At 68.5% G+C, this 20384-nt stretch carries 16 protein-coding genes; 7 read left to right on the top strand and 9 right to left on the bottom strand.

The annotated features are described in order from the left end of the window. Window positions 1-15 precede the first annotated feature (15 nt). The gene (locus tag ISP17_RS01345; protein ID WP_404629715.1) at window positions 16-885 is read left to right on the top strand and encodes a beta-lactamase induction protein; all 870 of its coding nucleotides are present in this window, start codon (window positions 16-18) and stop codon (window positions 883-885) included. 19 nt (window positions 886-904) lie between these two features. On the opposite strand, the gene ISP17_RS01340 is transcribed toward ISP17_RS01345, so the two are convergent. The 7 genes from ISP17_RS01340 to ISP17_RS01310 all read right to left on the bottom strand — a co-directional run bounded on the left by ISP17_RS01340 (window position 905) and on the right by ISP17_RS01310 (window position 11532). After that, window positions 905-2779: an MFS transporter gene (locus ISP17_RS01340; protein WP_404629714.1), complete on the bottom strand. Its 1875-nt coding sequence runs from the start codon at window positions 2777-2779 to the stop codon at window positions 905-907. Between the two features lie 276 nt (window positions 2780-3055). Continuing rightward, complete coding sequence (gene purD, locus ISP17_RS01335) at window positions 3056-4339, bottom strand: phosphoribosylamine--glycine ligase (RefSeq protein WP_404629713.1); 1284 nt, start codon at window positions 4337-4339, stop codon at window positions 3056-3058. A 105-nt stretch (window positions 4340-4444) separates the two neighbouring features. Beyond that, a complete protein-coding gene (locus ISP17_RS01330) occupies window positions 4445-5824 on the bottom strand; it encodes an AMP-binding protein (protein ID WP_404629712.1) in 1380 nt (459 codons plus the stop codon). A 154-nt stretch (window positions 5825-5978) separates the two neighbouring features. Continuing rightward, on the bottom strand, window positions 5979-6551 hold the full coding sequence (locus ISP17_RS01325; RefSeq protein ID WP_404629711.1) for an L-threonylcarbamoyladenylate synthase: 573 nt from the start codon (window positions 6549-6551) through the stop codon (window positions 5979-5981). Between the two features lie 5 nt (window positions 6552-6556). Then, window positions 6557-9055 (bottom strand): DNA topoisomerase I, encoded by a 2499-nt coding sequence (locus ISP17_RS01320; protein ID WP_404629710.1) that lies wholly within the window; start codon window positions 9053-9055, stop codon window positions 6557-6559. A 125-nt stretch (window positions 9056-9180) separates the two neighbouring features. Beyond that, entirely contained in the window at window positions 9181-10323 is a 1143-nt protein-coding gene (gene dprA, locus ISP17_RS01315) for a DNA-processing protein DprA (RefSeq protein ID WP_404629709.1), read from the bottom strand. A gap of 81 nt (window positions 10324-10404) precedes the next feature. Then, a complete protein-coding gene (locus ISP17_RS01310; RefSeq protein WP_404629708.1) occupies window positions 10405-11532 on the bottom strand; it encodes a LysM peptidoglycan-binding domain-containing protein in 1128 nt (375 codons plus the stop codon). A gap of 186 nt (window positions 11533-11718) precedes the next feature. On the opposite strand from ISP17_RS01310, the gene def reads away from it, so the two are divergent. The 6 genes from def (at window position 11719) to ISP17_RS01280 (ending at window position 18532) form a co-directional block, all read left to right on the top strand. After that, window positions 11719-12228, top strand: a complete 510-nt coding sequence (def, locus tag ISP17_RS01305) for a peptide deformylase (protein ID WP_404629707.1) — start codon at window positions 11719-11721, stop codon at window positions 12226-12228. Further along, on the top strand, window positions 12225-13169 hold the full coding sequence (gene fmt / locus ISP17_RS01300; RefSeq protein WP_404629706.1) for a methionyl-tRNA formyltransferase: 945 nt from the start codon (window positions 12225-12227) through the stop codon (window positions 13167-13169). The genes def and fmt overlap by 4 nt, the downstream gene beginning before the upstream one ends. Continuing rightward, on the top strand, window positions 13166-14467 hold the full coding sequence (gene rsmB, locus ISP17_RS01295) for a 16S rRNA (cytosine(967)-C(5))-methyltransferase RsmB (protein ID WP_404629705.1): 1302 nt from the start codon (window positions 13166-13168) through the stop codon (window positions 14465-14467). Before fmt ends, rsmB begins: the two co-directional genes overlap by 4 nt. An 82-nt stretch (window positions 14468-14549) precedes the next feature. Further along, window positions 14550-16274, top strand: coding sequence for an ArnT family glycosyltransferase (locus ISP17_RS01290; protein WP_404629704.1), 1725 nt, complete (start codon window positions 14550-14552; stop codon window positions 16272-16274). Beyond that, complete coding sequence (locus ISP17_RS01285; protein WP_404629703.1) at window positions 16267-17604, top strand: O-antigen ligase family protein; 1338 nt, start codon at window positions 16267-16269, stop codon at window positions 17602-17604. Before ISP17_RS01290 ends, ISP17_RS01285 begins: the two co-directional genes overlap by 8 nt. Beyond that, on the top strand, window positions 17537-18532 hold the full coding sequence (locus ISP17_RS01280; protein ID WP_404629702.1) for a glycosyltransferase family 2 protein: 996 nt from the start codon (window positions 17537-17539) through the stop codon (window positions 18530-18532). Before ISP17_RS01285 ends, ISP17_RS01280 begins: the two co-directional genes overlap by 68 nt. On the opposite strand, the gene ISP17_RS01275 is transcribed toward ISP17_RS01280, so the two are convergent. Both ISP17_RS01275 and ISP17_RS01270 read right to left on the bottom strand, forming a co-directional pair. Continuing rightward, on the bottom strand, window positions 18471-19361 hold the full coding sequence (locus ISP17_RS01275; RefSeq protein ID WP_404629701.1) for a glycosyltransferase: 891 nt from the start codon (window positions 19359-19361) through the stop codon (window positions 18471-18473). The genes ISP17_RS01280 and ISP17_RS01275 overlap by 62 nt on opposite strands. Further along, window positions 19358-20371: a glycosyltransferase family 2 protein gene (locus ISP17_RS01270; RefSeq protein WP_404629700.1), complete on the bottom strand. Its 1014-nt coding sequence runs from the start codon at window positions 20369-20371 to the stop codon at window positions 19358-19360. Before ISP17_RS01270 ends, ISP17_RS01275 begins: the two co-directional genes overlap by 4 nt. Window positions 20372-20384: the final 13 nt, after the last annotated feature.

The following is a 20384-nucleotide window of genomic DNA, read 5'->3' as shown; positions in this document are numbered from 1 at the left end:
TCCTGGAGTTTCCGCATGGCCATCCGCCTGCTTGCAGCCTTGGTCGCCCTCGGCCTGCTGCACTTGCTGCCGCAACTGGCCCGCTGGCATGTCGACGGCCTCCAGCGTCGCTGGGTTGCTGCACTGAGCGACTTGCGCGGCGCCGTGCGGGTGCTGGTGATCGCTGGCGTGCCCGTCGTGCTCTGCCTGCTGCTCGCCGGGCTGCTGCATCGCGCGTTCCTGGGCGACCTGGCCTTGCTCGCGCTCGACGTGCTGGTGCTGCTGTTCTGCTTCGGTCCGCGCGCGTTCGAGGCCGATCTCGAAGCGATCCTCGCCGCCACCGATCGCCCCGGCCGCGAATCCGCCGCCCAGCAGCTGGCGGACGGCGGCGAGCGCGTGGCATGGAACGCCCATGCGCTGGGCGAGGCGATCGCCTATGCCGCGCTGCGCCGGCGCTTCGGCGCGCTGCTGTGGTTCTTCCTGCTCGGCCCGGCCGGCGCGCTGGCCTACCGGCTGGTGCAGACGCTGGGCCGCGGCGAGTCCTTGCCGCTCGATGGCGCCAGCCGCGAGGCGGCACGGCGCACCGCCAACGCACTGGACTGGGTGCCGGCGCAGCTGCTGGTGTTCACCTTGGCCGTGGTCGGCCACTGGGACGCGGTGATGGCCGCGTGGAACCGTTGGCGCCAGCAGGCCGGCGCCGGCCACTGGTATCGCGAGGAGCCCGGCTTTCTGGCCGATGCAGCCTGTGCGGACATCGACGTGGAGATCGAGGCCGGCGACGGTTACGTGGAAGAGCGCAGCGATCCGCTGCTCGAACTGGTGCGCATGCGCAGCGCCTTCCTGCGCGCGCTGGTGGCTTGGATGAGCGTCGTCGCGCTGGTGGTGATGGGCAGCTGGCTGGCCTGAGCCCGAAGACCACAACCGGCTAGGCGAGGTCGCCGCGCAGTTCTCTGACCCGCATCTCCAGCGCGGACGCCGTCGCCTGTTCCGGCAAGATCGGCACATCCACCACCAGCTCCACCCGCGCGCGGAAACGCCGCGGCAGGCGCGAGCGTCCCATCGCCGAATCGCGCCGGCTCCATACGCTGCCCCACAAGCCCCTCAGCGCCATCGGCACCACCGGTACCGGGCGACGCGCGAGGATCTTCTCCACGCCGGGGCGGAAGGTGGCGATGGCGCCGTCACGGGTGAGCCCGCCCTCGGGGAAGATGCACACCACCTCGCCATCGGCCAGCGCCGCGTCGATCGCCTCGTAGGCGGCGGCCAGCACCGCCGGGTCTTCCTTCTGCCCGGCGATGGGAATCGCCTTGGCCGTACGGAACACGAACTTCAGCAGCGGGATGTTGAAGATTCGGTAGTACATGACGAAGCGCGCGGGCCGGCGCAGGTTCGCCATCAGCAGCAGCGGATCCATGAAGCTCACGTGGTTGCACACCAGCAGCGCCGGACCCTCCTCCGGCAGGTGCCGCATGCCGTCGACGCGCACGCGGTAGAGCGTGTTCACCAGCACCCAGGTGATGAACCGCATCAGGAACTCGGGCACCAGGGTGAAGATGTAGACCGCCACCAGCACGTTGAGCAGCGCCGCGACCAGGAAGATCTGCGCCGACCCCAGCCCCGCCCGGCTCAACGCCAAGCCGGCGACCGAAGCGACCACGATGAACAGCGCGTTGAGGATGTTGTTGCCGGCGATCACCCGCGAGAGCCGGTCGCGCGGCGTGCGCGCCTGCACGAAGGCGAACAGCGGCACCACGTAGAAGCCGGCGAACACGCCGATCAGGGTGAGGTCGAGCACGATGCGCCAGCTGCCCGCGGCGGCCAGGAACGCCTGCCAGTGCAAGCCCATCTGCGCCGCCGTTCCTGGGCGCGCCAGATAAAGGTCCACCCCGAACGCGGTCAGCCCGAAAGCACCCAGCGGCACCAGACCAATCTCCACCCGCTTGCCGGACATCCGCTCGCACAGCAGCGAACCGACGCCGGTACCCAGCGAGAACAGCGTGAGCACCAGGGTCAGCACGCTGCCGTCGCCGCCGAGGTTGTGCCTGGCAAACAGCGGCAGCTGCGCGGTGAGCATGGTGCCGAAGAACCAGAACCAGGAGATGCCCAGCACCGCATTGAACACCGCACGGTCGGCGCGCGTGATGCCGAGCACCCGCACGGTTTCGGTGACCGGGTTGGGATTGAACACCAGGTGCGGCGCGGTGGCCGGCGCGGGCGGAATGGCGCGGCTGCAGGCGTAGCCGACGGCGGCCACGGTGAGCGTCGCCGCCGCCGCTGCCCAAGGCCCGATGCCGGCAAGGAGCATCAGCGAGTTGCCGGCGACCATGCCGATCAGGATTGCCAGCTGGGTGCCCATCTCCACCATGCCGTTGCCGCCGACCAGCTCGGTGGGCTTGAGCGCCTGCGGCAGGATCGCGTACTTGATCGGCCCGAACACGGTCGAGTGCACACCCATCATGAACAGCACGCCCAGCAGCAGCGGCAGGTTGTGGGTGTGGAAGCCCCACGCGGCGAGCGCCATCGCGGCGATCTCGAACAGCTTCACGTAGCGGATGATCCGCGTCTTCTCGAACTTCTCCGCCAGCTGGCCGGCGGTGGCCGAGAACAGGAAGTACGGCAGGATGAACAGCGCCGGCGCAAGGTTGGTGTACAGCGACACCTCGCGGTCCGGCAGCCCCATCTGCACCGCCGCCAGCATCACCATCGCGTTGCGGAACGCGCTGTCGTTGAACGCGCCCAGCGCCTGGGTCCAGAAGAACGGCGCGAAGCGCCGGCGGCCGAGCAGGGTGAATTGGCTCATGCAGGTCCCGTGGGAAAACGCCGGCGCCTAGCCTAGCGTGAATGGATGGCCATTCGCGCCATGGTCGGTGCGGCACCGGCAAGAGCGGGAGCCATCTGCCTGCATGCGCTCACGCCGGAGCATGCGAGTCGCTTGGCGGTCCTCCTGCGGCGGCGGCGATGATGCACTCGGCATACGAACAACATCCTGTGTCGCCGCGCAGCGCCGGAGTCGGTCTGGCGTCCTCTTCCCACGCGCTCACGCGTGCAGCTTCGGCCGCAAGCGCAGGCACACGTCTCAGCGCCGGTGCAGTGCGCGGTGCGCGATATCGCGGCGGTAGAAGGCCCCCTCGAAGCGGATCTTCGCCGCCGCGGCGTAGGCGTTCTCGCGGGCGGCAGCGATGTCCTTGCCCAGCGCGCAGACGGTGAGCACGCGGCCGCCGGCGGTGACCGGACGGCCTTGCGCATCAAGCTTGGTACCGGCATGGAACACCTTGGCGTCCGGCGCGAGCGGCGCGTCGAGGCCCTCGATCACGTCACCGCTCCTGACCTTGCCCGGATAGCCGCCGGCCGCCATCACCACGCCCAGCGACGGGCGCGGATCCCAGTGCGCCTTGGTGTGATGCAGCTCGCCGTCGAGCGCCGCCTCGATCAGTTCCACCAGGTCGGACTTCAGCCGCAGCATGATCGGCTGCGTCTCCGGATCGCCGAAGCGCACGTTGAACTCGATCACCTTCGGGTTGCCGGCCTTGTCGATCATCAGCCCGGCATAGAGGAAGCCGATGAAGGGTGCGCCCTCGCCAGCCATGCCACGCAGGGTCGGCTCGATCACCTGCTTGAGGATGCGCTGCTCTACCTCAGGCGTGACCACCGGCGCCGGCGAATACGCGCCCATGCCACCGGTGTTGGGGCCCAGGTCGTTGTCGTCGCGACGCTTGTGGTCCTGGCTGGAGGCCATCGGCAGCGCGTGGCTGCCGTCGCTCATCACGATGTAGCTGGCCTCCTCGCCGTCGAGGAATTCCTCGATCACCACCCGCGCCGACGCGTCACCAAAGGCGTGCCCGCCAAGCATGTCGTGCAGCGCCTGCTCGGCATCGGCCAGGGTCAGCGCCACCACCACGCCCTTGCCGGCCGCCAGGCCGTCGGCCTTGATCACGATCGGCGCGCCGTGCTCACGCACGTAGGCGAGCGCGCGGTTCAAGTCGGTGAACACGGCGTAGCGCGCGGTGGGAATGTTGTGGCGGAGCAGGAAATCCTTGGCGAAGGCCTTGGAGCCTTCGAGCTGGGCGGCGATCGCGCGCGGGCCGAAGATGCGCATCCCCGCGCCGCGGAACTTGTCCACCACGCCGGCCACCAGCGGCACCTCGGGCCCGACCACGGTGAGCCCGACCTTCTCGGCCTTGGCCAGCGCCAGCAGGCCGGCGATGTCGTTCGCCGCCACGTCGGCGTTGCGCACGCCGCGCTCGCGCGCGGTGCCGGCGTTGCCCGGCGCAACGATCACCTCGTCGACCCGCGGCGACTGCTTGAGCTTCCACGCCAGCGCGTGCTCGCGCCCGCCGTTGCCGATGACCAGAACCTTCATGCCGTGCTCCGAAATGCCCAACGCGCCCGCGGCGCAGGCGCGCATTGTAGCGGCAGGGCCGGCGCGGTCGGCCCGCGGGCCGTCACCTGCCGGACAGAGGCAGCTTCAGTTGCGTGCGGCGAGCAAGGCGAGCAGCGCCGCGCGCGGCAGCTTGCCGGTTTCGTTGCGCGGCAGCGTGTCGACCAGGCGCAGCGGGCGCGGCAGGAACAACGGATCGATCGCGCCGCGCAGCGCGTCGAGAATCTGCGCCTCGCCGAGGCCCGGCGCCACGGCCAGCGCGGCGATGCGGCGCACGCCGCGGGCATCCGGCTCGTCCAGCTGCAGCACCACGCCGTCGCGCACGCCGGGAATGGCCAGCAGGCGGCGGGTGAGGTCGCCGAGCGAGGCGCGCTTGCCGGCGATCTCCAGCATGTCGGCATGACGACCGCACAGGCGGAACGCGCGACCCTCCTCGTGCAGCGTGACCAGGTCGGCCAGCACCACCGGCGCGGCCAGCTGCGGCGCGTGCACCTGGGTGCCGTCGGGCTGCGGGTGCAGGGCGACATCCTCGTACAGCTGCCACAACTCGCACGTCGCCGGCCGACGGCTGGCGAACACGCAGGTTTCGGTGGAGCCGAATACTTCCAGCAGCGGTGCGCTGTAGCGCTGCTCGGCCTGGGTCGCCAGTTCGATCGGCATCGGCGCGGTGGCCGACAGCATCGCGGCGAGCGGCGGCAGCGTCACCCCAGACTCCACCAGCGCACGCAGGTGCACCGGCGTGGTCACCAGCACGCGCGGCGCCGGCACGGCGGCCAGCGTGGCCGCTACGTCGGCCGGAAAGAACGGCCGGCTGCCGCACACCGCCACGTCGCCAAGCAGCGGCAGCACCACCGACGTCTCCATGCCGTACATGTGCTGCGGCGGCACGGTGGCCACCACGTTGAACGGACCGTCGACGTGTTCGCGCAGCATGCGCAGATTGCCCGCGTTACTGGCGTGGAAGCTGCGCCAGGTCTTCACGTGAGCGGCCGGCTGGCCGGTGGAGCCGGAGGTGTAGCCGATCGCCACCACCTGGTCGGCGTCGATCTGCGGCCAGTCAACCGGGCCGGCGTCGACGCGGGCCCGCAGCGGCGGCAGATGGTGGTAATGCGGCGGCACCGGATCCAGCGCCAGGTCGCCCAGCGCGTAACAGCCGGGGTGCGCCGCCATCACTTCGTCGATGGCGCGCGGTGCACGCGAGGAGGGGAGCAGGTTGGTCTGCCCGCGCAGCACGATGGCGCTGAACGCCACGAGGAAGGCGTAGCGGTCCTCGCACAGGTTCACGGCGGCGGGTGCGTCGGGCAGGTGGTCGGCGACGTGCTGCACGTCGGCGAGGAACTGGCGCGCGCTGACCGGTATGCCGTTGCGCCACGCCACCGTGCGATCGGCGACGGCTCCGGACATCAGCAGCGGAAGCCGTGGCAGCGGCTGCGCCTCGCGCGCCGTTGTGTCGAAGACTGTAGCCAAACGAATGACTCCCGCGATCCCGGCCGCTCAAGCGGCGCTGTCTGCGCAGCATGACCACGCTGGTCGAAGCCGGCGTGAATGCGATGTTGCGCGTGATGCCGCCCGCTTCGCCCCGAATACGCCTGCCGGCGCCCCGACGCGCCCCTGCAGGCGATCAGGGGCGGATGATAGCGCCGGTGAGGGCATCGCGGATCGGGCAGGGCCGCTCGGCGCCGCCCAGCGGCGCTGCGAGCAGGCCATCCAGCGCGTTGCCGAAATAGCCGATCACCTCCTGCGGCGAACGCGCGGGCGGCTGGCCATGCGGGTTGGCACTGGTGGAGACGATGGCACCGCCGAACGCACGGCACAGCGCGGCGACCGTCGGATGGGCGCTGACGCGTACCGCAATGCCCTCGTGCACACCGGCCACCCATGCCGGCACGGCCACCGAGCGGGGGAACACCCAGGTATGCGGCCCGGGCCAGCTGGCCTGTACCGTGTGCAGCTGCGCTTCGGGCACCTGGTCGAGCGCGAGGTAACGTTCGAGCTGCTCGAAATCCGCCGCGACCAGCAGCACGCCCTGGTCGGCCGGCCGCCGCTTGAGCGCGAACACCCGCTCGAACGCGGCCAGATCCTGCGGATCGCAACCCAGCCCGAACACCGCCTCGGTGGGATAGGCCAGCACGCCGCCGGCACGCAGCAGCTGGGCCGCACCCTCGATCTCGCCGGGGCCGTAGCGATGCAGCAAGGCGATCAGCCCTCGCCGGTGCGCGCGGCCGCCTTCTTCACCGCGGCTTTCCTGGTGGCGGTTTTCTTGGCCGCGGTCTTTTTTGTCGTGCTCTTCTTGGCGGCGCTTTTCTTGGTGGCAGTTTTCTTCGCCGCCGCCTTCTTCGCAGCCGGTTCTTTCTTCGCGGCCGCCTTCTTGGTCGCGGTTTTCTTGGCGAAGCGGCCCTTCTTCACCGGTGCGGCAGCGAGCAGCTCCAGGCATTGCGCCTCGGTGAGGTCCTTCGGCTCGACATCCTTGGGAATCCGCGCGTTCTTTTCGCCGTCAGTGATGTAGGCGCCGTAGCGGCCGTTGAGCACCTGCACGCCGTTGCCGAAATCGGTGATGACGCGGTTGGCGAGCATCTCCAGCTTCTCGGCCACGATCTGCAGCGCGCGCGGCAGCTCGATGGTATACGGATCGTCCTCGGGCTTGAGCGATGCGTAGGTGCTGCCCTGCTTCACGAACGGCCCGAAGCGGCCCACGCCCACGCTCACCTCGTCGCCATTCTCGGCCTGGCCGAGTTTGCGCGGCAGCTTGAACAGCTCGATCGCCTGCTCCAGCGTGATCGTGTGCATGCTCTGGCCCGGGCGCAGGCTGGCGAACTGCAGCTTCTCGTCGGTGTCCTTGTCGCCGATCTGCGCATACGGCCCGTAACGGCCCAGGCGCACCGAGACCGGCTTGCCGCTCTTCGGATCGGTGCCAAGCTCGCGCGCGCCGGTGGCCTCGCTGCGGTCGACCGACTCGGTCTTCTCGTCCACCTGCTGCTTGAACGGCACCCAGAACCGCTCCATCAGCGGCACCCAGGCTTCCTCGCCGCGGCTCACCGCATCGAGCTCGTCCTCGAGCTTGGCGGTGAAGTCGTAATCGACGTAGCGGGTGAAGTGCTGCACCAGGAACTTGCCCACCGCGCGACCGACGTCGGTCGGTTTGAAGCGCCGCGCGTCGAGCAGCACGTACTCGCGGTTGAGCAGCACCTGGATGATGCTGGCGTAGGTCGACGGTCGGCCGATGCCGTGCTCTTCCAGCGCCTTGACCAGGCTCGCCTCGGAGAAGCGCGGCGGCGGCTCGGTGAAGTGCTGCTCGGCCAGGATGTCCTTGAGAGGCACCACTTCGCCGGCCACCAGGCGCGGCAGGCGGCGGCCTTCGTCCTCGTCCTCGGCGGCCTTCTGGTCGCGGCCCTCCTCGTACACGGCGAGGAAGCCGGGGTCGATCACGGTGGTGCCGGTGGAGCGGAACGACGCCTCGCCGCCGGCGACCTGCCTGAGCGCGAACTCGACCGACACGGTGTTGAGCGTGGCGTGGATCATCTGGCAGGCGACGGTGCGCTTCCAGATCAACTCGTACAGCTTGCGCTGTTCATCATTGAGGAAGCCGGCGACTTCGCGCGGCGTGCGCAGCGCGGAGGTGGGACGGATCGCCTCGTGCGCCTCCTGCGCGTTCTTGGACTTGGTCTTGTACACCTGCGCGCCGTCAGGCAGCGCCTTGGCACCGAACTCGTGGGCGATCACCTGGCGCAGCTCGGCCACCGCGTCGTCGCCGAGCATGGTGGAGTCGGTACGCATGTAGGTGATCAGGCCGACGTTGCCTTCGCTGCCTAGCGCCACGCCCTCGTACAAGCCCTGCGCCACCTTCATGGTGCGGCTGGTGGAGAAGCCGAGCTTGCGCGCGGCCTCCTGCTGCAGCGTGGAGGTGGTGAACGGTGGCGACGGACGGCGCTTGCGCTCCTTCGAGCCGACTTCGCTGACGGTAAGGCTGCCGCGGGCGGCCTCCTTCAGCGCGGCGCGCGCGGTCATCGCATCGTTTTCGTTGGTCAGGTCGAACTGCTCGAACTTCTTGCCGTTGAGCTTGGTGAGGCGCGCGGTGAAATCGCCCTCGGCGTGCCTGAGCTGGGCCTCGACGCTCCAGTACTCGCGCGCCACGAACGCCTCGATCTCCTCCTCGCGCTCCACGATCATGCGCAGCGCCGGGCTCTGCACACGGCCCGCGGACAGTCCGCGTTGCACCTTGCGCCACAGCACCGGCGACAGGTTGAAGCCGACCAGGTAGTCGAGCGCGCGGCGCGCCTGCTGGGCGTCCACCAGGTCGTGCGAGAGCTGGCGCGGCGCCGCCACGGCCGCCTTGATCGCCTTGGGCGTGATCTCGGAGAACACCACGCGGTGCATGCGCTTGCCCTTGTCCAGGCCGCGCTCCTTGAGGATCTCGCTGATGTGCCAGCTGATCGCCTCGCCCTCGCGATCCAAGTCGGTCGCCAGATAGATGTCGTCGGCCAGCTTGGCCGCCTTGGCGATCGCGTCGACGTGCTTCTCGTTGCGCTCGATCACCTCGTACTTCATCTCGAAACCGTGCTCGGGATCGACCGCCCCTTCCTTCGGCTTGAGGTCGCGCACATGGCCGTAGGAGGCCAGGACGTGGAAGTCCTTGCCGAGGTATTTGTTGATCGTCTTGGCCTTGGCGGGCGACTCGACGATGAGCAGGTTTTTTGCCATGTGGCGGAGAGTTCCAAAAGGGAATTACCGTCGGCTGGCGACGGACACATATATCTAGTTGAGCCACGTTGCCGCGACGACTGTCAAGCCAAACCGCACGAAACTGAGGCCTGGCGCGGCTTCGCTCAGCCCGCTAGACGCTGGTAGCGGTTGCCGGGAAGGGTGCCGACGCGTCCCTCCAGCTCCAGCATGAGCAGCATCGAGGACAGCTCGGCGGCCGGCTGGCCGGTGCGCGCGACCAGCTCGTCCAGCGGCACCGGATCGTGACCCAGCGCATCGAGCAGCCGCCGGTACTGCGGGTCCGCATGCCGGCCACCGTCGACCGCTGCGGCGGGAGCAGCCGTCGTTGCCGAGGGCGCCGACAACCGCAGCGCCAGCTCCGATCCCAGCGCCCGCGCGGCCGGCGCCAGCGCTTCCACTACCTCGCCCGGCTCTTCCACCAGCCGGGCGCCGTCGCGGATCAGCCGATGGCAGCCGCGCGCGAGCGAGTTGTGGATGGAACCTGGCAGGGCAAACACCTCGCGACCCTGCTCGCCGGCCAACCGAGCGGTGATCAGCGAACCGGACTGCAGCCCGGCCTCGATCACCAGCGTGCCGAGCGAAAGGCCCGCGATGATACGGTTTCGCCGCGGAAAATGATCGGCCCGCGCCGCGGTGCCGGGCGAAAACTCGCTGACCAGCGCGCCGCCGGCCACGATGCGCTGGGCCAGCGCGTGATGTTTGCGCGGGTAGACGCGATCCGGCCCGGTGCCCACCACCGCGACGGTGGGCAAGCCGGCATCGAGCGCGGCCAGGTGCGCGGCGCCATCGATGCCATCGGCCATGCCACTGGTGACCAGCAAGCCCGCCTGCCCAAGCGCACGGGCAAAGGCGCGCGCGTTGCCCAGCCCCGCGGGGCTGGCGCGGCGTGCGCCCACGATCGCCACCTGCGGATGCAGCAGCAGTGCCGCGTCGCCGGCCACGAACAGTGCCACCGGCGGCTGCGGAATGGTCTCAAGCGGCGGCGGAAAATCCTCGTCCGTGCAGCGCAAGAGCCGATGTCCCGGCTGCGCCAGCCAGGCCATGTCCTCGGCCAGGCGCGCCTCGTCGGGCTGCTCCAGCCAGCGGCGGGCCGCCTCCCCGGCGTTACCGGGCTGCCGGTACACCACAGCCAGTGCGTCGCTCATGCGGCCGGCATGTTCGGCCAGAAGCTCGCGCAGGCCGCCGGGGCCCAACCCCGGGGTGCGCAGGGCGACAAGCCAGTCGCGAAGATCGTGGGTGTCGGTCATGCCGCGAGTCTAAAAGCGGCACCCAAACAAAAACGGCGCGGTAGCACCGCGCCGTCCTGTGGGCTTCGTCCGATCCGCGCCCTATTCGGGCATGCGCAGCGTGTCGCCGCGGTGCACCGGACGCAGGCTGTCCATGATCAGACCGTAACTGACGCGGTCGAAGGTACGGAACACCATCACGTGGCCGACGAATTCCTCCGGCAGGGTCACGTCGGGCGAGGTGCCGCGACGCCAGCTGTTGCCGGCTACGTCGTCGGCGATGGTCTCGCCCGGCTGCCACACGGCGTAGGTCTGGCCGTTCTCGACGCCGTCCTGCTTGCCGATCGACAGCGCCACCACCTGGCGCTTGCCGGCCGCATCGAGCGCGTCGGCGAAGGCGATCACTCGGGCATGCGGCGACACCGACTTGGGCGCGTGCGGATAGAAGTAGGGGTCGTACGGATGGTCGTCGACCGGCATCACGCGGTCGCCCTTGCGGATCTCCATGGTGGAGTCGAGCAGCAGCAGGGTCGACACGTCGCCCGTGCGCAGCGTTTCGGCCGTGCCGATCACCGACACTTCCACGCCAAGATCATCGCCGCGGCCGTAGTGGCCGTCGTTGCGGAAGTCCTCCGACCACGGACTGCGCACCATCGAGACGTCGGCATCCAGCGTATGCCCAACGATCTCGTTCTCGGCGTCGTTCTTGTCGCCCTGCTCGAAACCGCGGAACACGTGGGTCGGGCGGACGATCGCCCAGCGCTGGCCGGGTTCGGCCTGCAGATTGCGCACGTAGAGGTTCTGGCCCGGGGTGCCGCGCAGGCGGGCCTCCTCCATGCCGACCACGTACGGCGCCGAGCTGACGTCCTCGGACTTCATCACCCGCATGTCCTTGAGGAACATGCCCAGCTCCGACAGTGGAATCGCCGGCACGGCGTCGTCGCTGCTGTGCACGCCCGGTACGAGCTTGAGCGTGGGACCGTTGATGAAGGACAGATTGAGCACGTCACCCGGATAGATCAGGTGCGGGTTCTGCACCTGCGGATTGGCCTGCCAGATTTCGGGCCACAACCAGGGCTTGGAGAGAAATTTCGCCGAGATATCCCACAGCGTGTCGCCGCGGCGAACCGTGTAGGTATCCGGATGGCTGGCGCGCAGCTGCGCGCCCGCGGCATAGACGGCAAACGTAACCAGCATGCCGGCCAGCAGCCCGATGGACTTCTTGATCATAAGCGGGAATCCCCCTCCCCCGGTGCAAGCGCGAGTGTAACCGAACCGTTAACCCACGCAACTGGAGCCAGTTGGCAAAACTGTCTGCCTTACGCGGGCTTGCCGACGTACAATAAACCGCATTCTAGATCGCGTCCGGGTTGGGTTTCGCAACGATGCCCACAGTTCCGGCACCGAGGTGAGCCCATGTCCGTACTCAACATCATCGAATTCCCCGATCCCCGTCTGCGCATCCGCGCGGAGCCCGTGCGCGTGTTCGATGCCGCGCTCGAACAGTTCGTCGCCGACATGTTCGAGACGATGTACGCCGCCAACGGCGTGGGCCTGGCCGCCACCCAGGTGGCGGTGAGCCAGCAGGTGCTGGTGGCCGACATGAGCGACGAGCGCAACCAGCCGCTGGCGCTGATCAACCCGCAGATCGTGGAGAAGACCGGCTCGCAGGTCTATCAGGAAGGCTGCCTGTCGTTCCCCGGCATCTACGCCGACGTGACCCGCGCGCTGAAGGTGAAGGTGAAGGCGCACGACGTGGACGGCAAGGAAGTGCTGCTGGACATCGAAGGCCCGCTGGCGGTCTGCATCCAGCACGAGATGGATCACCTCGAAGGCAAGGTGTTCGTCGACTACCTCTCGTCGCTCAAGCGCACCATGCTGCTCAAGCGCATGGAAAAACAGCGCAAGCAGGCAGCCAGCGCTTGAGCGGGGCATCCCCGCTGCGCATCGTCTTCGCCGGCACGCCTGAATTCTCCGTTCCCTGCCTCGCGGCCTGCCGCGCCAGCGGTGCCGAGGTGGTGGCGGTCTACACCCAACCCGACCGCCCCGCCGGTCGTGGCCGCAAGCTCACGCCGAGCCCGGTCAAGCAGGCCGCCCTCGACGCCGGTATCGCGGTCGAGCAGCCCGAGTCGCTGAAGGATCCCGCCGCCCGCGAGCAGCTGGCGGCGTATGCACCCGACTTGATGGTGGTGGTGGCCTACGGCTTGATCCTGCCGCGCAAGGTGCTGGCGATTCCGCGGCTGGGCTGCTGGAACGTGCATGCCAGCCTGCTGCCGCGCTGGCGCGGGGCGGCACCGATCCAGCGCGCGATCCTGGCCGGCGACAACGAGAGCGGCGTCGACCTGATGCAGATGGAGGCCGGCCTGGATACCGGCCCGGTGTTGCTCGAACGGCGCACGCCGATCCACGCCGACGACACCGGCGGCAGCCTCCACGACCGCTTGTCGCAGCTCGGCGCCGAGGTGCTGGCCGAAGGCCTCAAGCGCGTCCTGGCCGGCGAAACGCTGGCGGCGGTGCCGCAGCCGGAAGCGGGCGTGACCTACGCGCACAAGCTCGACAAGGCCGAAGCGCGGCTGGATTTCAGCCGCTCGGCACGTGAGCTGGAACGCCAGGTGCGCGCCTTCGATCCATGGCCGGTGGCCGAAGCGGCGATCGCCGGCGAGACGCTCCGAGTGTGGTCGGCGCGCGCGCTCGACGTCGCCCATCAGGCTGCGCCGGGCAGCGTGCTGGCCACCGGTCGCGACGGCATCGACGTCGCCTGCGCCGAGGGCGTGCTGCGCATCACTGCGCTGCAGCGCGCCGGTGGCAAGCGCATCGGTGCGGCGGACTACCTCAACGCCCGCCCCGACCTGCGCACGGCTCGATGAAACCCGATACCCGCGCCCTCGCCGCGAAGGGCCTGGCCGAAGTCGCCCTTCGCGGAGCCTCGCTGCGCGAGGTGATGGAACGCAGCGCACCGAAGCTGTCCGACCTGCGCGACCGCGCCCTGCTGATGGCACTGCTGAGCGAGGGCGCGCGCTGGTGGCTGCGCTTCGACGCGGCCATCGACGCGATGCTGGCCAAGCCGATCCGTCGCAAGGATCCGGCCATCCACGCCCTGCTGGTGCTGGGCCTGGTGCAGCTGGAGATCCTGCAGCTCAGCGACTACGCGGCGGTGGCCGCCACGGTGGAAGCCACGCGCACGCTCAAGCGCCCGGCACTGGCCGGCATGGTCAACGCGGTGCTGCGCCGCTGGCAGCGCGAGCGCGCGACGCACATCGCCCGTCTCGACGCGCAACCGACCACCCGCCACGCACACCCGAGCTGGCTGGCCGCCGCACTCGAGCGCGACTGGCCAGCGCAGGCCGACGCGGTGATGACCGCCGACAACGGCGAGCCGCCGCTGATGCTGCGGGTGAACCGCCAGCGCAGCGAACGCGGCGCTTTCATCGCCCAGCTGCAGGCCAGCGGCCATGAGGCGCATGCCCACCCGTGGCTGGCCGATGCCGTCGTGCTGCCGCACAGCATCGACGTGACCCGGCTGCCCGGGTTCGAGGACGGCTTCTTCGCGGTGCAGGACGGCGCGGCGCAGGTCGCCGCCGACCTGGCCGACCTGCGCGACGGCCTGCGCGTGCTCGACGCCTGCGCCGCGCCGGGCGGCAAGGCGTGCCACTTGCTGGAGCGCGCACGCATCGATCTCACCGCGCTGGAATTCGATGCGAAGCGCGCCGAGCGCATCCGCGACAACCTGATGCGCCTTCGGCTGGATGCCAAGGTGGTGATCGGCGATGCGGGCGCGCCGCCCGCGGCGTGGAAGAAGCAGCCGTTCGATCGCATCCTCGTCGATGCGCCGTGCTCGGCCACCGGCGTATTGCGCCGCCGTCCCGACGTGCGCCTGCACCGGCGCGAGAGCGACATCGCCGCGATGGGCGTGCAGCAGCGGCGCATCGTGTCCGCGCTGTGGCCGCTGCTGGCACCGGGCGGGCGGCTGGTCTACATCACCTGCTCGGTGCTGCGCGCGGAGAACGAGGCGGTGGTGTCCGAACTGCTGACGGCTCATGACGATGCAGAGGCGGTGGGGTTCACGCTGCCGGTCGGGCAGGCCGCCGCGGTGGGCTGGCAGATCCTGCCGGGCGACGGCGACCTCGATGGCATGTATTACGCGGTGCTGCAGAAAAAGGCCTGACGCAAGAACCCGCGAACGACCGCGCCGCGCACGCGGCTATGCTTGCACCGATTTCCCCACCCGCCCGATGGAACGCCGCGTCGTGAAACCGCCCCCCACCCTGTCCCGCGCCCGTCCGCTGTGGCTGTCCAGCGCCCGCGCCGAACTCATCTGGTGCGGCCTGTTTGCGCTGTTCGTGCTGGGCGTGGGCATCGGCCTGCGCGATCCGTGGCCGTCGGACGAGCCGCGCTTCGCGCTGGTCGCGCGCTGGATGGTGGAGCACGGCCAGTGGCTGTTCCCGCATCGCGGCCACGAGCTGTATCCGGACAAGCCGCCGGTGTTCATGTGGACCCAGGCGCTGGCGTACTTCCTCACGCGCAGCTGGCGCATCGCGTTCCTGCTGCCCTCGCTGCTGTCGGCACTCGGCGCGCCGGCGCTGACCTACGACCTCGCCCGCAGGCTGTGGAACCACCGCAGCGCGCTGCTGGCCGCGCTCACCCTGCTGGTGACGATCCACTTCACCTACCAGATGCGCAACGCGCAGATCGACCCGCTGCTGCTGGGCTGGATCACGCTGGCCAACTACGGCCTGTTGCGTCACCTGCTGCTGGGGCCATCCTGGCGCTGGTTCTGGATCGGCTGCTTCTTCGCCGGCGTGGGCGTGGTGACCAAGGGCGTGGGCGTGCTGGCGCTGCTGATGCTCATTCCCTTTGCGTTCGTGCGTCGGCGCGGCTGGCGGCACGTGGCCCGGTTCGACGGCAGCGCCGGCCGCTGGGCGTTGGGCGCGGCAGCCTTCCTGCTACCGGTGCTGGCATGGCTGGTGCCGATGGTGCTGATCGCGCAGGCGGACGGCGACCCGCAGCACGCCGAGTACGTGCAGAACATCCTGTTCGGGCAGACCGTGCACCGCTACGCGACGCCGCCGGGGCACCTCCATTCACCCGCCTATTTCCTCGGCATCATCGCGGTGGACTGGCTGCCGCTGTCGCTGCTGCTGCCGTGGGCGCTGCCCGCGTGGTGGCGCCGGCTGAAGCGGCGCGACGCGCGCTTCCTGCTGCCGCTGGGCTGGGTCGTGCTGGTGCTGCTGTTCTTCTCGCTGAGCCCGGGCAAGCGCGACGTCTACATCCTGCCCGCCCTGCCGATCACCGCGCTGGCGCTGGCACCGCTGCTGCCGGCCCTGCTGCGCCGACGCGGCGTGCGCGCGGCGGTGTTCACGTTGACGCTTGGCCTGAGCGGCGCGCTCGCGCTCGCCGGTGCGCTGGCCGTGACGCGACATCCCAAGTGGTCGCTGCGGCTGGAGCAAAGTCTCGATCCGCAGATCTGGTGGCTATTCCTCGCCATCGGCCTTGCCGGTCTGGTTATTGTGGCGCTCACCCGCCTGCGCCGCGCGCCGCAGGGTTGGCTGGCCTTTGCCACGGTGCTGTGGAGCGTCTACGGCCTGTGGGGCTACCCGCTGCTCAACGGCGACCGCTCCGCGCTGGACGTGATGCGCAAGGCACGCACCATCGCCGGTCCCCAGGCCGCCATCGGCCTGATCGCCTGGAAGGAACAGAACCTGTTGATGGCGCAGGGACCGGTCGCCGAGTTCGGCTTCCTCGAGCCGTGGCCGCAGCAGTTCGCGGACGCTTCGGCCTGGCTGCAGGCCGATCCCGCACAGCGCTGGCTGTTCAGCCTCGACACGGCGATGGGCGCGTGCGTCAACCGCAGCAAGGCGACCTACGTCGGCCACGCCAACCGTCGCGAATGGTGGATGTTCCGCGCTGATGCACTGGTGGCCGGCTGCGTGCCTGCCGGGACGAAGGACGGCAGCGGTGGCGCCGATGACTGATCGCCCGGGGACCATCGCCGGCTTGCGCACCGCGGCGTTGCGGACCGCACGTTGGTGCGCCGTCGCCAGCCTGTTCGTGGTTCCGATCAACAAGCCAGCCACGAACGTCGCGCTGGGACTGTGCATTTTGCTGTCCGTGATCGGCATCGACTCCTGGACGCGTTGGCGAAACGCCTGGCGCCACCCCTTCGTTCGCGGCGCGCTGGTCTGGTGGGGCGTGCTTATGCTGAGTGCCCTGCACACTTGGTACCTCACCGCACAGCTACCGCTGAAAGGATCATTCGTCTGGGCATGCTGGTATCCACTCGCGCTTGGCTCCGTACTCGACGACGACCGCTGGCGACAGCGCGCGCTCATCGCGTTCGGCGCGGCCATGGCAATGGTGCTGCTGCTTTCTTGCGGCATGGCTGCCAACCTGATCCCCCAACGCGCGCTGGTGCAGGCCCAAGCGCACATGCGCGACACGGTTTTCAAGGAATACACGCAGCAGGGCTTGGCTACACTGATCTTCGGTTCGATGGCATTGGCGACCGCGTTGACCGCGCGATCCCGGCACGCCAGGCTCGCGCTCGGGGCGATGGCAGGACTCGCGTTGCTCAATGTGTGCTTCATGCTCCAGAGCCGCACCACCTACCTCACGCTGTTACCGGTGGCCGCTTACTGGACCTGGCGCCTGCTGTTCCGGCGCTGGCCCGCATGGAAGGCTTTCCTCTCCATGGGAGCGCTGGGTTTGGCCATTGCCGCCGGCCTGTGGGCGATACCGCTGGTACGCGATCGCCTGGTTCGGTCGGTGCAGCATGAAATCGATCTCTACGAGCATCAACATGTTGCGACGTCCTCGGGCATCCGCCTCGAGCTCTGGAAGCGAACGCTCCCGATGGTCGCCTCGGCCCCGCTGTTCGGGCACGGTCTCCACCAGTGGTTCCCGCTGTACCGGCACTCCATTCAAGACATGGCCGACCAACGGGGCTTCCTGATGGGACATCCGCATCAGGAGATGCTGCTGATCCTGGCTGAACAGGGCATCGCCGGGCTGATGGTTTACCTGCTGTTACTCGGTGCTCTTGCACGCTACATAGCCCGGCTTGAGCCACCGCAGCGTGATATCTACGTCTGCGTGCTTTTGGTCTATCTGGTTGCAGGCATGGCCAACTGCCTATGGGCAGACTTCACCCATCGGCATACATTCATACTTCTTTTCTCCTGCCTGCCCCTGGTAGCTCAGGAGATGGTTAACCCAAAAGCCTTGGACGGCTCGCCCCATGCACGAAAGAAATTTCGAGGACGTGACGGTAATTTGCGTTACGTACCAGAGTCGGGCACTGGTTGAGTCGCTCGCCGCACAGCTGCAGCCGTTTCCCCAGGTCATCGTTGTCGACAACGGCAGCACGGACGGGACTGTAGCGACGGTACGTCGCCTGATCCCGCAGGCGCGGGTACTGCAGCGTAACCACAACGGCGGATTCGGGCGCGCAAACAACGAGGCGATGGCGCACGTCCTCACGCCCTTCGCGCTGCTGCTGAATCCAGACTGCAGTCTCGCCCCCGAAGCGTTGGACATCCTGCGCCAATGCATGCATCGCTATCCGTTGGCCGGTGTCGTTGCTCCGCAAGGATGGAGGGCGGATCGGCGGCCGCAGAAAAGCTTCCGTGCAGCTTTTTACGAGAGGCAACAGCGACAGTCTTACCGAACCGCGGACGCCACCTGCTCCGTGCAGTGGCTCAACGGCTGCTGCCTGCTGGTACGGACTCATGCTTTCCGGGAAATTGGCGGGTTCGACGAGCAGTTTTTCCTGTTCTACGAAGACGACGATCTCTGCCTGCGCATGCGACAGGCCGGCTACGAGTGCCTGATCGAACCTGCTGCAAGCGCCCTTCACACCGGCGGCGCCTCCTCGGCCGCAAGCCTCAGAACCAGTCTGCTCAAGGCATTTCATTACGCCCGCTCCAGGCACCTGGCCATCTGCAAGTACCAGGGGCGGCCCGCGGGATATCGGTATCTTGCGAAAATCCTGCTCGCCGCCCCACTGCTGGCGTTGGCTTACAGCGTGCTGCTACAGAAGCGTCGCGCCATAAAATGGCTGGCTTGGGGCGCTGCCGCGGCCTGCGGCCTTGGGAGGAAACCACAGGCCATCGAAAAACCGACCAACGGGCCATACCGCGGGCACCATCCGGCCCGACGGACGATCGAACCGGTCAGGCGTGCGCCGGCGCCACGGGCGCCACGTGCCCTGCACGAAGATCGACGGGCGGAGTGACGAACTCAGCCAGGTGCCCATCCACGCCCTGATCGCAGCGAACCAGCCGGCGCGCTCGCGTGTCGTCAACAACGCGGTCATTGGGGTTGTCGACCACGTTCTTGCGCGTGCGGTGCCAGAGGTGGAAGGCCAGCGCACTGAAGCGCACGTCGCGTCGAAGCAGCCCGGCGTGGAAGGCACGCGCCACCAGCTCGGTATCTTCGCGGCCCCAGCCGGTCATCGCCTCGTTGAAGCCGTTGAGGCGGATCAGGTCGTCGCGCCAGAAGCCCATGTTGCAGCTCTTGACGCCGCGCTGACGCTGCCCGGGACGGGCGTACAGGCGTGCAAGCGGCGGAATCCGCAGCGTGTGTCGGCGACGCTCGATGCCACGCTCGAAAAAGCCCAGCTCGGTGCGCTGTCCGGCCAGCATGCGGGCGGTGAGCGCCGCGTCGGTGAGCACGCGCGATCCCTGCACGAAGCAGCCGGGCCGGGCGAAGGCGCGGTGGTCGGCGATGAAGTGCCGCTCGGCCACCATGTCGCCGTCGAGCAGGATCACGTAGTCGCCCTGGGCCGCCGCAATCGCGCGGTTGCGCGCGCGGCTCATGCGGGCGCCGTCGTCCGGCTGCCACAGGTTGACCAGGCGCACCGGGTAATCGCGCGCCATCTCCTGCAGCAGCATGCGGGTGTCGTCGCGCGAGCCGTCGTCGGTCACGATCACCTCGAACGGCAACTCGCTCTGCAGCGCCAGCGCGCGCAGCACCAGGGCCAGCGCCGGCGGCCAGTTGTAGGTGATGACGGCAACGCTGATGCGGGCATCCGCGGGCGTCGACAGCGGCTGGAGTTGCGTCATGACGTGGACCGGAGCCCCCGGATCAGGATGCTCAGGGCGCGCTCCCACTTCTTCCACGGTGGCCACACCCTGCGTGTCATCACCAGCCGGATATACCGCTTGGTTTCAATCCACGGCGGTTTCGGCTTGGTCCTGTACTCGAGTTTGCAAAGCTCCATCGACACGCACGAATCATCGAGACCGGCCTTCTGCGCGTAATACGCGATGAGACTGCGCGTTTTAAGCAGTGTGCGGTATGACTGGACAACGCTCCGGTTGGAGAGCCACGCGTTGCTCCCGTGAATGCGGTAGTCGACGCTGCCCGTCGGCAGATAATACTTGCGCGCGCCCAGAACACTGGCGCCATACACCAGCAGATTGTCGGGCGACGTTTTCCACAGCGGGCGGAACGCATCGGGAACATCAAGCACTCGGCGCGCCCAATCGACGCGCATGGATACGGCAGAAGTCGGGGCGCCGTACCAGACCGTCGAGGCATAAGTCGTCAGTGCCGTGAAGCCGAAGTCAATGGCCTTGTTTCCCAGACCCACCATCCGATCCTGCTGGTCGAAGTGATGCATGTCGGAAAAGACGAAATCGATATCCGGCCGCTGCTCGTAAAGAGCCGCGATTTTTTCGAAATAGTCCGGCTTCCAGCGGTCATCGGAGTCGAGGAAGCACACGATGTCGGCATCGACCAGCGCCATCCCCCGCTGCAGCCCGTGCAGCTGCCCGCCGTTCGGCGCGAACACCAGGGTCACGCGCGGGTCCGAGGAGTATCGCTCCTTCAACAACTCGGCCGAACCGTCCGTCGAGCCGTCGTCCACCACGATGACCTGGGTCGGTGCACGCGTTTGTCCGAGGGCCCCCTCGACCGCCTCGATGACAAAATCACGGTAGTTGTAGCTGGTGACGACCACGGCAAAGGTCAGGCGTCGATGGGCGCCCGCGGCAGAGTCCTCCGCACGCAGCACTTGGTGAGCCGGGGCCGGCGGCGCGGCTTCGGCAACGGGAGCTTGGTGGCCACTCATCAAATGATTCCCG

The sequence above is a fragment of the Dyella ginsengisoli genome (assembly GCF_044904665.1).
Taxonomy (GTDB): domain Bacteria; phylum Pseudomonadota; class Gammaproteobacteria; order Xanthomonadales; family Rhodanobacteraceae; genus Dyella_A; species Dyella_A ginsengisoli.
This window is presented reverse-complemented; position numbering and strand designations above follow the sequence as displayed.

Coding starts and splice junctions, on each gene's coding strand:
- ISP17_RS01345 (WP_404629715.1), top strand. CDS start 16: ATGGCCATCCGCCTGCTTGCAGCCTTGGTCGCCCTCGGCCTGCTGCAC.
- ISP17_RS01340 (WP_404629714.1), bottom strand. CDS start 2,779: ATGAGCCAATTCACCCTGCTCGGCCGCCGGCGCTTCGCGCCGTTCTTC.
- purD (WP_404629713.1), bottom strand. CDS start 4,339: ATGAAGGTTCTGGTCATCGGCAACGGCGGGCGCGAGCACGCGCTGGCG.
- ISP17_RS01320 (WP_404629710.1), bottom strand. CDS start 9,055: ATGGCAAAAAACCTGCTCATCGTCGAGTCGCCCGCCAAGGCCAAGACG.
- dprA (WP_404629709.1), bottom strand. CDS start 10,323: ATGACCGACACCCACGATCTTCGCGACTGGCTTGTCGCCCTGCGCACC.
- ISP17_RS01310 (WP_404629708.1), bottom strand. CDS start 11,532: ATGATCAAGAAGTCCATCGGGCTGCTGGCCGGCATGCTGGTTACGTTT.
- def (WP_404629707.1), top strand. CDS start 11,719: ATGTCCGTACTCAACATCATCGAATTCCCCGATCCCCGTCTGCGCATC.
- rsmB (WP_404629705.1), top strand. CDS start 13,166: ATGAAACCCGATACCCGCGCCCTCGCCGCGAAGGGCCTGGCCGAAGTC.
- ISP17_RS01285 (WP_404629703.1), top strand. CDS start 16,267: ATGACTGATCGCCCGGGGACCATCGCCGGCTTGCGCACCGCGGCGTTG.
- ISP17_RS01280 (WP_404629702.1), top strand. CDS start 17,537: ATGCACGAAAGAAATTTCGAGGACGTGACGGTAATTTGCGTTACGTAC.
- ISP17_RS01275 (WP_404629701.1), bottom strand. CDS start 19,361: ATGACGCAACTCCAGCCGCTGTCGACGCCCGCGGATGCCCGCATCAGC.
- ISP17_RS01270 (WP_404629700.1), bottom strand. CDS start 20,371: ATGAGTGGCCACCAAGCTCCCGTTGCCGAAGCCGCGCCGCCGGCCCCG.